This window comes from Xanthomonas vesicatoria ATCC 35937 (assembly GCF_001908725.1).
Classification (GTDB): domain Bacteria; phylum Pseudomonadota; class Gammaproteobacteria; order Xanthomonadales; family Xanthomonadaceae; genus Xanthomonas; species Xanthomonas vesicatoria.
The window spans coordinates 4,963,836-4,975,935 of the sequence record NZ_CP018725.1 but is presented as its reverse complement, the minus strand read 5'-3'; the positions used below and the strand labels follow the sequence as shown (position 1 = coordinate 4,975,935).

The window sequence follows — 12,100 nt, the reverse complement described above, 5'->3', positions numbered from 1 at the left end:
ATCCCAAGGCCTTTGGAGCAGTCCAACCGCGCCTGAATGTCGGGGGCACCGCGGGTACAGTTCCAATACTTGGGGTCGCTAACGAACGGGACGAGACGCGATCACGGCGACACCCGCTGTTCGACGTCACACGCCTGCCATCGCCTCCCTGCCCCTGTTGGGACTCCCTCGCTCTCCGCTTGCGCGGATCACCGATCTTCCTATGCACACCCTCTCGAATCTCCGCATTGGCCAGCGCCTGTCCCTGGGCTTTCTCGCGATCATCGTCCTGATGGTGATACTCACCGTGGTCGGCATCCAGCGCGTGCGCAGCATCGATCGCCAATTGACCGCGATCAATGAAGTCAACAGCGTCAAGCAACGCTATGCGATCAACTTCCGTGGCAGCGTGCACGACCGGGCGATCGCCTTGCGCGATGTGGTGCTGATGGATGCGCCGTCGGACAGGCACGCTGCGGAGCAATTGATCGACAAACTGGCCGCCGACTACGCCCGTTCCGCGCAGCCGCTCGACAACATGATCGCCGCCTCGACCGACGCGCGGGAAAAAACGATTCTGCAGCAAATCAAATCCATCGAGCAGCGCACCCTGCCACTCATCGCGCAGGTACGCACCTTCCGCGACGCAGCGGATCGCATGCATGCCGAGCAACGCCTGCTGCAGGAAGCACGCCCGGCTTTTATCGATTGGCTTGCCAGCATCAATGCCTTTATCGACCTGCAAGAGCAGAAGAACCGCCAAGCCGCCAAGGAAGCCGTTGCCACCGCGCGAGGCTTTGCCATGCTCATGGTGATCTCCACTGTCGTCGCGTTGCTATTGGGCGCCGCGATTGCCTTGCTGCTCACCCGCAGCGTTGTGCTGCCCTTGCGTTTGTCGCTGCAGTTGGCCGAGCGCATCAGTGCGGGCGATCTCAGCAGCTCCGACACCCAGGCGGGCAAGGACGAATCCGGTCAGTTGCTGCGTGCAATGCAGCAAATGCAGCGCCGTCTGCGGGATGTCATCTCGGCGCAGCGCACCATGGCAGCCCGTCACGACGCTGGCCAGATCACTTACCGCAGCGACCCGCGGCAATTTCCAGGCGAATATGCGCACATGGTGCAGGACACCAACGTGCTGGTGCACGCGCACGTGCAGACCCAGCTACGCATGACCGAGGTCATGGGTCGCTACGCGGTCGGCGACCTCACCCCGGAAATCGAACACTACCCCGGCGAGAAAGCCGCCATCACCACTACCATGCAGCAGGTCAAGCAAAACTTGCTCGCCATCAATGCGCAGATTCACGCCCTGACCCAAGCCGCATGTGCAGGCGACTTCGCGCTACGCGGACAGCCGGAAAAGTTCGAGCACGACTTCCGCCTGATGGTGGAAAACCTCAACACCATGATGGCCACCTCCGACACCAACCTGGCCAAGCTCTCCGAGCTGCTGCGCGCCATCGCCGACGGCGACCTGACCGTGCGCATGTCGGGCAATTACCATGGCGTGTTCGCCGCCATGCGCGACGATGCCAATAGCACCGTGCATCGCCTTACCGGCATCGTCAGCCAGATCCAGACCACTTCCAACAGCATTGGCTTTGCCGCCGAAGATATCGCCAGCAGCAACCAGGAACTGGCGCGCCGCAGTGATCAACAGGCGACCAATCTCGAACAAACCGCGGCCTCGATGGAAGAGCTGACTTCCACCGTCAAGCAGAACGCCGAGCACGCCGGCCGTGCCAACCAGCTCGCACGCGGCGCCGCCCAAGTGGCCTCCGAAGGACGCGATGTGGTTAGCCAGGTGATCGAGACGATGTCCGGCATTGAAGCTTCTTCAAAGCGCATCGCCGATATCATCTCGGTCATCGACGGCATTGCCTTCCAGACCAACATTCTGGCGTTGAATGCCGCCGTCGAGGCCGCACGCGCAGGCGAGCAAGGCCGCGGGTTCGCCGTCGTCGCCTCGGAAGTGCGTACCCTCTCGCACCGCTCATCCGATGCCGCCAAGGAAATCAAACGCCTGATCGAAGACTCGGTACAGCGCGTCGCCGATGGCTCGGCCTTGGTGCACAAGGCCGGTACCACCATGGGCGAGGTCGTCACAAGCGTGCAGCACGTCACCGACATCATGGGCCACATTTCCGCCGCCTCGCAGGAACAGGCCGGAGGCATCGAACAGGTCAACCACACCATCGCCCAGATGGACGAAACGACGCAGCAGAACGTCCGCCTGGTCGAAGCCGCCAGCACCGCCGCGCGTGCATTGGAAGACCACTCTGTGGAGCTGATCCGCACCGTGGAAGTGTTCAAGGTCAAGGCCACAGTGATGTGAGTAGCTGGGCGATCAGGGGACCTGTCGCAGCGCGTGCTGCGCAGGCAACCGGCGACGTACTGTCCGCACGACGCGAATCGCTCTAGGTCATGCCTAGTCGGCGCAGAACAGCCCCGCCTGTAACGGCGGATAGATCAGATCTCGCCCAACCGCGCGCGCATCCGGATTCAGCTGGTGGGGCTGGGCGGGTTTTTCGCTCAGGACATGCAACACCCGACAGCCGCGATGCAGCAGCAGATCAGCGATCAGGCGCCGATGGCATTGCCACCACACCGCTTCTGCACACATCAGCGTTGTGCGATGCACGCGCGCAAGTGCCAGCACCTGCGCTAATCCATCCTCGAATTCTGCGCTGGTCATGTGGTCGGCGTAGCCCTGAAATGCCGCATTGCGCCACCCGCCATTAGGTGAACCAGGCTGTGCGTTGCGCCGTCCACCTAATTGCGGCAGCCACACATAACGCACCGATTCCACTTGTAACGCCTGCGCCATCGTATCGCTGGCAAACCATGGATAGCGACGTGAGCCCGGAAAGCGCCGAACGTCCACCAGGGCCTGAATGTCGTGCGCCTTCAACAGCGCAACAAACGTTTCCCAGCTCTTGGTGGAATGGCCGATTGTCCAGACCGTCTCAATCGCATCGTCTGCGTCTCGTGGTGCCGCCATATCGGCGATAGCAGTCGCTGTCTTGTCGTGCATCGCAGTGACGGATCCTGGTAGTGGCGTGCCAGCATTACCATTCCCAGTGCGCACATGCGGTGATGCCACACAGCCTAGTCACAGCATCGCGCAACGATATCTTCAGCCGCATCTACCTGCGCGTGATGCCACGCATTAACACACGCAATGCGTCTCCAGATCGCCTTCGAAGCGGTAGCGCAGCTTTTTCAGTTCAGGCAACGCGCCGACCTGCAGCGCAACACCAATGGGATCGCTCAGGTGCCAGAGTCTGAAGTCGAGCGGTAGCGCATGCTTGATCACTCGCTCAAATCGGGCGTCGTCAGCTCGGGGCGACGGCCATGAAAGGGCGTTGCAGCCTACGGCCTTCGTCTTGAATTCGGCGCGCCCTTATCGCCGGCTGGGCGCGCGGCTAGCTGGCGCCCGAAAGAAGTATCTGCTAGAAGAAACCCGATGCCTGGTGCCGACACCAATTAAGGTTGTCTCGTAATTCAGGGTGTGGGGCGATGGTTCTACAGAAGCTTCGTTCTTGACTTGCGGAGCGAAAGACCATTCGTCGGAGTGTTGAACAGCAGAGCACCCGAACCAACTCACCCATGGGAAAACATGTGCTCAGTACTTTGCAGCGACATGTGGCGGAGAGAGTGGGATCGGATCACCTTCAACCTAAGCCCTTCTCACCGTTGCAGAAAGCCTGCTTGGCAGGTTTCCTTTCAATGTTTCCTCGATCATACCGGCACTTCAGGGAAAGCATCTACTTCTTGCGCGGCCAGCAATGCCTTGCTGTCGCCCTAGCGGCTTTGCGTGCTTGCCACCGAATCCTGAGCGCGCTCATCAGCAGTTCTGGCACGCCGCTGTAGGTAAAACCCTACTGCTTTATGAACGGACGGATGGCACACTACCTGAACGCATGCCAACAGGGGGAAACCAATCTCATGAGCTCAGAAGTTAAAGAAACGCAGGCTTGGCTACTCGGAGACCAACTGATTCAGGTCAGCAAACTTCATCTCAACCTAGCTAATCCCCGGCATGAGCCGGTTCAAAGTGAGGAAGAGGCCATTGCGGCGCTATGCGACAACGAGCTCATTGCAGAGCTTGCTAAAGACATTGTGCAACGCGGCTCACTAAGCCCACTAGAGGTCCTTGGGGTCGTCCCTATGGATGGGTTACCGGGACACTATGTTTCAGTGGAAGGAAATCGTAGGACCTGTGCACTCATCATTGCCAATGACCCGAGCCGGGCTCCCGAGTCGGTCCGACCACAGCTTCGTGCTCTATCCTCAAGAGCCCAGCTTCCAAAAGAAGTCAAAGCGTTTGTATTTAAGAGCGAAGCCGAGGCCCAGCAATGGATCCAGCTCCGGCATTTGGGACAACAGGGCGGGGCCGGAACGAAAGGATGGGACTCAACGCAACAAAATAGAGCGGCTGGTGGAAGTCCGAAGACTGCTGCACACGCCAATACCTTGGCAGTAGGTGTTCTCGACAGATTGGTAGCACGGGGCGTGCTCACCCCGCACGCAAGAAAATCTATCAATCTGACTACAATCACCAGATATTTGGGCACTCCAGGTGTCCGAGCAATTTTAGGACTGGGAAGCAGCAAAGAACTAATCTATACGCACGACGTTGATGAGGTTGATAATGCCCTATTGAAATTAGTTACGGATAGTGTGGCCGCGCTCCCGGACGGCTCATTCCCTGTGAACTCCCGAACGACAAGTTCCGAACGTCTGGCGTATGCAAACGACCTAAAAGCTCAAGGCTTTGCTCCCATTACTCCACTTGAGCAGTCGCAGACGGCTCCTGCTGCAACTAAACTTCGAGCAACTCAGGAGATTAGTCAAGGCGCAGCAAAAAAACGAAGCGCCAATCATCCAGAGTCGAGAAAACGACTTATTCCGAGCGACTTCCGAGTTAGCATAAACGATCCAGTCCTACTAAGGCTCCGGCGGGAAGGAATAAATCTAGAAATTCACGACTTTACTTTTAGCGGAAACTACCTGCTCCGGGCATTGGTAGAGCAGATTCTCACCTTATACGCTAGAAGTCATAAAAGACATCGTCCAGGCATGAGTGACGCTGCCCTTACGCAAGCTTGTGCTGAAGAACTGCGCAAATCCGGCGTCACAGGTAAAGCCACGACTAACGTCGAGAAGGCAGCAGGAGCATTGAACACTGGTCATAGCCTGCATAGCCTGGGTCACGCCGTTCATGGAGGAATCATTCCAACTTCTAACGATTTAAAGAAACACTTTGATACATGGCGGCCTGCACTCGAAGCTATGCTGGAACAACTTGAGAAAAATAGCCATTGAAATCATACAGTTAGATCGCTGGCCAGATTGCTTCAATTACGCTAAGGTGTGTGAATGCCCGTTACGAACTCCCCACTGCGCTACCCAGGCGGCAAGACGCAGCTTGCGCCATTCGTAATAGACCTCGCCCGTGCCAACGGCCTGTACGGCGGAGTCTATGCGGAACCTTTTGCGGGAGGAGCCGGCATCGCTTGGCGCCTACTGCTCAATGGCGATATGACCGAGGTTTGGCTCAATGACATTGACCCTGCCATTTATGCATTCTGGAAAACCGTGGTTCACTCGCCTGATAACTTGTGCAGTAAAATTGAAAAGACCGCCGTAACTATTGACGAATGGCACAAACAGCGGACCACCATTTCCTCCAGAGGATCTTCGGAACTAGATTTAGCTTTCGCAACACTTTTTCTTAATCGCACAAACCGATCAGGGATACTCAAGGGTGGGGTGATCGGCGGTAAAGACCAGCAGGGTAACTACAAACTTGACTGCCGATTCAACAAATCAGACTTGATCCACAAAATTCAGAGAATCCACGTCTACAAGGACGTGATTAAAATTACGCACCTTGACGCAGAAGAATGCCTCCGAAAGTGGGAGAAGGAACTTCCTAAGCGCGGCCTAATTAATATTGACCCACCCTATTACGCTCAAGGGCGCGATCTTTATCTAAGCTTTTATAACCCTGAGGATCATGTAAGGCTGGCACAGCTTGTCCGAAATCTGAAAAATCCGTGGATGCTGACCTACGATGACGTCCCTCAAATCGAGGATCTTTACTCAGGCATTCCAACATATAGGAAGGGACTGACTTACTACGCACAAATTAAGAGGCGCGCATCTGAGCTATTGATCCTTTCTCCCAGATTGGCGTGCCCTTCTTCACTTTCAATGCCCTTTGCAGCCTAGTTTTCAACCAAAAACTAACCTGAGATTTTTTAAGGACAACCCGCGAAGGGGGGTTCTTTAAATTAACGTCACCAAGTGACACCGATAGGCCCCGGTTTCTAATCGAGGTAATGATCAAGCTGACGGGAAAGCTTCCAGAGGCAAGGCAAAGCAGCGCTTGGCGGCAAAAAAGCAAACGCTCCCGCCCTTCACGCCCAGCGCCGTGGCCAATTTTGCTGCTCCACATAGTAAAGGCCTACAATCTGCTAATCGCGTAACGAGAAGACACTGGCGGTTGGTCGGTCAGCATCGCTGACAAGCTAGAGTTCACCGACCCACGTTAATTGCTGTCCTTAACTCGTCTCAAGTTGCCCGTCAGTGTTTGCGCAAAAACGAGAAGCCAGATTGCATTCGCAACACCCATCATAAGATGGCATAGCAACAATCAAATCTCGGCGCGCATTCAAATTTGTGAAATAGCTCCCGAAGCAAGCTCTTGCGGAAGTGGTGATTCTTGGTTGGATGAGGACTTCCCCACACGCAGGAGTTTTCATGACCACCAACCCCCAACAACTTGAGATCGCCGGCCACTTGCTCGCCGGGCTGATGAGCCAAACGCTCTCTGACGAGCCGCTGGTTCGTCAACGGAATGTTTGCAATGCCTGGGCGTCCGCCGGCGAACTGATTGTCTACAGCCAGAAGAAGCCCCCTGGTGGAGGCGCCGCCGCTCAATCGTTGGAGCACACTCCTCCCCAGCCCTCCCAAGCCGCGCGAACCCGGGAGGCCGTCATCGTGCGCGAGTTCCCGTCGGTGGAGGAATGGCGCGCGGGCCGGAATAAGAAAGACGCGCAGTTGGACCCAGTGCGCAGCAAGAAGCGCCCGACCCTGCACTGAAGCGGCCAAGACAGCACAAACATTGAGCCCCGCAGTGCGGGGCTCTTTGGTCTCAGTGGAAGCGCGGCGGCTTGGGAACGTAGGCCGGGGCAAGAGGAACGGAGATGGCAGGGTTGGGACGGGGCCCATCTGGCTTGGGCGCCATGTCGAATTCCAAGAGGTAGCGCTGAAGCATGTCCCGGCTCCACCCCTCCAGGTGCGCCGCGCTGTCCGACGCCTCTTTCTCGCAGAGGGCTTGCTCCTCCGGGGTCACCCGGGCCCTTGCATTGGCCAGCTCCGCGGCTCGGGCTTCGAGGGTGCTCAATCGACGCCCGCGCCGCTGCTTCCAGTCCCCCTGCGTCCATGAGGTCCCCGGCTCGGGATTGTTCGCCAGGAAGTCGTGCCATGAGTTCTCCGCCATGTGGTGCAGCTTCTCCGCTCGACGCACCCCCATTAGCCGCCGGGCAAACTTCATGGCCGCTGCCTTGAAGCGCCGCAGTCGACGGAGTAACTCGTTGAGGTCCGGGCGTAGCCGGGCCTCTTCGGCGAAGGCAGCCACGTGTTCCCTGATCCACTGCAACAGGCGCTGGGTTGCTTGGAGGGTCTGAGCCAAGCGGGGATCCGCTTGGACAGCCACTCCCCATTCGTCGCTGGCCTCCTCCGCGAGCTCGGCGACCGAACGTGGCTCGCGCGGCGGCTTGGCCTCCTCCGCCTCCATCAGTCCCAGCCCACGGGCAATGGTCGCCATGCTGCGGGACACCTCGATGTGCCCTGCCCCGCGCCCGAGCGGCAAGGACAGCCCATCAGAAGGTCGGCGAGCCTCGCGCTCGGCCTGGGCCTGGCTGTGACCGTCCGGCACGGGCATGGCGCGCCCCTCCTGCTCGAACACGGCGATGAGTTTTCGGAAGGTCTCCTCGTTGGTCTCTTCGATGAGCTGGTTGGCCTCGAACCGCTCCGACGCTTGGCCCCGCCGGGCCAGCGCGGTGCCGTTCTTGCCGACGTGCTTGGTGGGCTCCCGGGACAGGATGGCCGCCGCGGCCAGGTCGCCACGCGCCAAGGCGTCACTCGCCTGTGCTTCCAAACTGCGGTGGTCTACCCGAATCTCAAGCGCTGCCTTTTCGAGATGGGCGTTGATGGTGGAGGCGATGAGTTCGCGCACCCACTGCACCTCGACACGTCCCGACGGCCCGCCGTCCAGTTCCTTGGTTTTGTCCGTAAGACCGTCCGGTCCCATGCGCCGCGTCGTTGCCAGGACGTGGACGTGCCAGTTCAGGCCGTCCTTGCTGCCTGGGCTGTGGATGCTGGCCTGGGCCGCGAAGCCGTAGCGCCCGACCAATGCGCGGGTGACTTCCACGGCCAGCTCGGAGCGCTGAAGGTCATCGAGTTCGTGCGGCAACGCGAACTCGAACTCCCGTGCGACCGTCGAATCTTTGCGACGCTCAGCCGCTTCCGCCGCTGGCCAGAGCTCAGCGGGGACCAGGGCCCAATCGGGCGCGTCCTCGGGGGCGATGCAGCGCGTTTCGACGACGCCGTCCCGGCGGCGATAGTCGTGGCGCAGGCCGGTGAGCGCGTCCTCCAACAGCAGACCGGCGCGGTAGGCGGCGGCTGCGATGGACGAATGTCCTTTGGCACGGCTGAAAGTTTTGACGTTGGCGTGGTAGATGGCCATGAGGCGGCGACTCCGAAGCAGTGGGATTGCTTGGTTTATGCCTTGGCTTTGGATTTTCGCAAGCGCCCTTGGCGCTTGGGGTTCAAGGGGCGGAGCCCTTTGCGCACGTGTCACGCAGTGACACCTAGGTGCGCTCTTGCTTCTTTCTCCTAAGCCTTGTTTTTCAGCCTTTTCGATTCTCGGGGTGGACGAAATTCGAGACCAGCCCAAGGCTTGACGCAAGCCGTTTTCCTGGTTGACTCATTTCCACAAGGCAGGAGAAACGCATGACCGCAACGAATCACTACCGAGACCAAATCCAACGCGCCACAGAGCGCCTGGCTCATCTACAAGCGAAAGAGCTTTTAGCCAATCAGCGCCGCGAAGCGCAGGCACAAGAGATGACGAAGCGTGAAGAAATGAAACGACGGCAGCGCGTGGCGGACCTAGTCTTCTTGGCCGGAGCCCAGGAGTTGGATGATGCGGAACTCGTAGGGGCCTTACTGCTCCATGCTAAACGGCGAAACTCTCAGGAAATCCAAGTCGAGGCTCGCATGTTGGGAGCTATCAAGATAAAGAATCCAGCCAAATCACCAACGACGGCAGCTCCGCACTAATCCTATCGCAAGTGGTCACTTCACGCTGTTACAGCGGCAACCTGCGCGGAGTTAATCGAATGCACGTAGCGCACTATTCCATCTTCAACGTGCAATGAGCTTGCCGTGGCATACGACTCACGGAAGCGATCAAGCCTGTCCTGTGTCAACGTCAGCAGACCATGTGAGAGCTCGACGTTAAAGGCCGTCACTGTCAAGCCAGGCCCAATTGTCTTACCGGCACTAAGTGGCAGGCCTGCATCTGTCGCGAGTTGGGCAAGCTCAGTGGCTACGACATAGAGGCGCGCTTCGTCATTGGACGACAAGACGATGTCATCCATGTAAACGCTGACAGTCATGTCTTCGGAAGATTCGCACTGCCGTAGAAACCGCCCTACTCGACTGCGGTCAAGCGCCAAGGATGCCAAAATCGGGGATTGAACATATCCATACGGCAGCATGGTCTTACCAGTGTCGGGACGGATGACCACGCTATCGCTCGCCATCTTCCTGGCATCAACGTAGGAAAAACTTTCCTTCAAGCAGCGCGTGACTCTCGATTGATTGATGCGACCAAAGAAGTCGTCAAGATCGCAGCGAAAAAAATATTGATTTTTCAAATGGCGCCGGAGAGCCGCCACATGCCCACCCTTGCGAAGGTGAAAATAGAACTTGGGGCGGGCCCACACCTTTGACACAGACAAACGGATCGCATCACCAGCAGCCTTGCCCAGGGGAGTCGGCACATACACCCATCGCCCTGGCTTTACCTCAAAGCGGTGTTCCCATCTCTTCATCGCGAAGCCCACGAGTAGTTAGATGCCATGTTCATGAGCGCTGCCAGGAAACGGAAAAATCCGCCCCCAAACGACAGCAACGCATGAACTAGGCGGGTCTTACGAATAAATTTCTTCATAAGATCACTCCTCCATTCTTAGCTCCGGCTTGCCTAGCGCAGGGCGCATGGACACATAACCAACGGCGACCACCGAGTAGAGACATGCGGCGTCGAGTAAGTCACTGGGTGACGAATAGAGGGACAGGCGCAGAGCCTATCGCCAGAGCGCCCCTAGTGTAACGCACGAGGAGCGAATTCATCAATTTTGAAGAAATGAATCGAACTCTACCGAAAATCACGGGCAACCGTTTAACGAGCTCTACCTTGTCAGACACAGATCTTGTTGCGGCGCGTCGTGTGCGGGAAATCAGCGCCATGCTATAAATAAAACGTGACTGCAATCACCATTTCAACCCAGCCAATAAGGACGAGACCCATGATCAACAAAGTTGTCTTTGTCGCATTTGCAATTGAAGACGTTGCACTGCGCGACATGATCAAGGGGCAGTCGCTCAATACGAAGTCACCGTTTGAATACGTCGACATGTCAGTCAAGGAAGCCTATGACGAGGAATGGAAAAAGAAGGTTCGCACCCGGATCCGCAGGTCTGATGGTGTATTGGTGATCGTTACCAAAAACTCGTTGAAGTCTACCGGCCAAAAGTGGGAAATCGCGTGTGCCGCAGAGGAAAAAAAGCCGGTAAAAGGTATTTGGGGATACAAGGACGATCAGACCAAGCTGGAAGGCGTAAGCATCATGACTTGGACATGGCCGAACATTGCTGACTGGATCGATTCGCTGTGACGCGCCGCGCCTTGGTCGTTGGCATTGATGCTTACGAGCACGTGTCTCCGCTTTTTGGGTGCGTCAATGACTCCTTCGCCGTCAAAGCAATGTTGGACCGCCACTCAGATGGGTCACCAAACTTTGGGGTTCGCCACCTAACCGCCACCGGGCCCCAGGACCTGGTAACCCGGGAAGAGATGCGGGGCGCCATCGAAGAGCTGTTTGCAGGCGACGGAGAAGTGGCTTTGCTGTATTTCGCGGGCCATGGCCACATCGAGGAAACAGGGGGCTACCTGTGCTCCTCCGATGTCAGAAGCGGCCATGAGGGTCTGCCACTTACTGAGATCATGATCATGGCTAACCAATCGAAGATGGCCAACCGGGTCATCATCTTGGACAGCTGCCACAGCGGGGTCGCCGGAGGCAGTGCGCTTAACCAGCGGGTCGCTGAGATCAATGACGGCGTGACCATCCTCACCGCGTCGACAGCGGAACAATACGCAGCTGAGGAGAGTGGTGCCGGCGTATTCACTTCTCTATTTGTGGATGCGCTGGGTGGAGCTGCATCTAATTTAGTTGGAGACGTTACCCCCGGTGGGGTCTATGCGCATGTTGATCAGTCCCTTGGTCCTTGGGCCCAGCGCCCAGTGTTCAAAACCAATGTAAAGACATTCGTATCATTGCGAAAAGTTCAGCCACCCTTGGAGCTGACAGATCTTCGGCGGATTTCCGAGCTCTTCCCTGCGAAGGGCGTCTCTCTTCAACTAGACCCGTCATATGAGCCTGAGCGAGCAGCCGATTGGGAAAGGGATCCAGTCGGCATTCCGCCGCCGGACCCTGACAAGAACGCCATTTTCGCGGTTCTTCAGAAATACAACCGCGTCGGATTGCTGGTCCCCGACGGCGCGCCACACATGTGGCATGCCGCGATGGAGTCGAAACCGGTCCGATTGACGGCGTTGGGCGAGCACTACAGGGCTCTTGCTGCCCAAGGTCGCATATGACGCCAATCAGCCCTGAGGAAGCAGAGCGCCTTCTTAACACAATCGTCGAGGAGCTCGCATCAATTGAGCATGCAAGGTGGGCTCATTGGCAGTCCTATTTGCACGGGCAAGGAATTCGGCAAGAGGACGGAAGCATCGTCCTTCCGGCACCATTGGTCG

General features: G+C 57.6%; 11 protein-coding genes. 7 read left to right on the top strand and 4 right to left on the bottom strand.

All coding sequences use genetic code 11. The features are described 5' to 3' along the window. The first annotated feature begins 202 nt into the window (after positions 1 to 202). Entirely contained in the window at positions 203 to 2,314 is a 2,112-nt protein-coding gene (locus tag BJD12_RS21780) for a methyl-accepting chemotaxis protein (protein WP_005996370.1), read from the top strand. A gap of 93 nt (positions 2,315 to 2,407) precedes the next feature. Here BJD12_RS21780 and BJD12_RS21775 read toward each other — a convergent pair whose 3' ends face one another. Both BJD12_RS21775 and BJD12_RS24405 read right to left on the bottom strand, forming a co-directional pair. Then, positions 2,408 to 3,013 carry a DUF488 domain-containing protein gene (locus BJD12_RS21775; protein ID WP_005996372.1) on the bottom strand — a complete coding sequence of 202 codons (606 nt, stop codon included), beginning with the start codon at positions 3,011 to 3,013 and terminating at the stop codon, positions 2,408 to 2,410. Positions 3,014 to 3,148: 135 nt separating this feature from the next. Next, positions 3,149 to 3,295: a hypothetical protein gene (locus BJD12_RS24405; protein WP_155616367.1), complete on the bottom strand. Its 147-nt coding sequence runs from the start codon at positions 3,293 to 3,295 to the stop codon at positions 3,149 to 3,151. A 632-nt stretch (positions 3,296 to 3,927) separates the two neighbouring features. Between BJD12_RS24405 and BJD12_RS21770 the strand changes: the two genes are divergently transcribed. The 3 genes from BJD12_RS21770 (at position 3,928) to BJD12_RS21760 (ending at position 7,089) form a co-directional block, all read left to right on the top strand. Continuing rightward, a complete protein-coding gene (locus tag BJD12_RS21770; RefSeq protein ID WP_074059623.1) occupies positions 3,928 to 5,307 on the top strand; it encodes a ParB N-terminal domain-containing protein in 1,380 nt (459 codons plus the stop codon). Positions 5,308 to 5,361: 54 nt separating this feature from the next. Further along, entirely contained in the window at positions 5,362 to 6,216 is an 855-nt protein-coding gene (locus BJD12_RS21765) for a DNA adenine methylase (protein WP_005996376.1), read from the top strand. A 531-nt stretch (positions 6,217 to 6,747) separates the two neighbouring features. Further along, positions 6,748 to 7,089, top strand: coding sequence for a hypothetical protein (locus BJD12_RS21760; RefSeq protein WP_042828469.1), 342 nt, complete (start codon positions 6,748 to 6,750; stop codon positions 7,087 to 7,089). A 52-nt stretch (positions 7,090 to 7,141) separates the two neighbouring features. Here the strand turns inward: BJD12_RS21760 and BJD12_RS21755 are convergent, their stop codons facing one another. Further along, entirely contained in the window at positions 7,142 to 8,737 is a 1,596-nt protein-coding gene (locus tag BJD12_RS21755) for a MobA/MobL family protein (protein ID WP_058564015.1), read from the bottom strand. Positions 8,738 to 9,003: 266 nt separating this feature from the next. Between BJD12_RS21755 and traD the strand changes: the two genes are divergently transcribed. Beyond that, entirely contained in the window at positions 9,004 to 9,333 is a 330-nt protein-coding gene (traD, locus tag BJD12_RS21750; RefSeq protein WP_058564014.1) for a conjugal transfer protein TraD, read from the top strand. A 20-nt stretch (positions 9,334 to 9,353) separates the two neighbouring features. On the opposite strand, the gene BJD12_RS25060 is transcribed toward traD, so the two are convergent. Further along, entirely contained in the window at positions 9,354 to 10,109 is a 756-nt protein-coding gene (locus BJD12_RS25060) for a reverse transcriptase domain-containing protein (RefSeq protein ID WP_070698657.1), read from the bottom strand. 477 nt (positions 10,110 to 10,586) lie between these two features. On the opposite strand from BJD12_RS25060, the gene BJD12_RS21740 reads away from it, so the two are divergent. Both BJD12_RS21740 and BJD12_RS21735 read left to right on the top strand, forming a co-directional pair. Further along, positions 10,587 to 10,955, top strand: a complete 369-nt coding sequence (locus BJD12_RS21740; protein ID WP_005989439.1) for a TIR domain-containing protein — start codon at positions 10,587 to 10,589, stop codon at positions 10,953 to 10,955. After that, positions 10,952 to 11,941, top strand: coding sequence for a caspase family protein (locus BJD12_RS21735; protein ID WP_005989438.1), 990 nt, complete (start codon positions 10,952 to 10,954; stop codon positions 11,939 to 11,941). The genes BJD12_RS21740 and BJD12_RS21735 overlap by 4 nt, the downstream gene beginning before the upstream one ends. Positions 11,942 to 12,100: the final 159 nt, after the last annotated feature.

Coding starts and splice junctions, on each gene's coding strand:
- BJD12_RS21765 (WP_005996376.1), top strand. CDS start 5,362: ATGCCCGTTACGAACTCCCCACTGCGCTACCCAGGCGGCAAGACGCAG.
- BJD12_RS21740 (WP_005989439.1), top strand. CDS start 10,587: ATGATCAACAAAGTTGTCTTTGTCGCATTTGCAATTGAAGACGTTGCA.
- BJD12_RS21755 (WP_058564015.1), bottom strand. CDS start 8,737: ATGGCCATCTACCACGCCAACGTCAAAACTTTCAGCCGTGCCAAAGGA.
- BJD12_RS21775 (WP_005996372.1), bottom strand. CDS start 3,013: ATGCACGACAAGACAGCGACTGCTATCGCCGATATGGCGGCACCACGA.
- BJD12_RS21770 (WP_074059623.1), top strand. CDS start 3,928: ATGAGCTCAGAAGTTAAAGAAACGCAGGCTTGGCTACTCGGAGACCAA.
- traD (WP_058564014.1), top strand. CDS start 9,004: ATGACCGCAACGAATCACTACCGAGACCAAATCCAACGCGCCACAGAG.
- BJD12_RS25060 (WP_070698657.1), bottom strand. CDS start 10,109: ATGAAGAGATGGGAACACCGCTTTGAGGTAAAGCCAGGGCGATGGGTG.
- BJD12_RS21780 (WP_005996370.1), top strand. CDS start 203: ATGCACACCCTCTCGAATCTCCGCATTGGCCAGCGCCTGTCCCTGGGC.
- BJD12_RS21760 (WP_042828469.1), top strand. CDS start 6,748: ATGACCACCAACCCCCAACAACTTGAGATCGCCGGCCACTTGCTCGCC.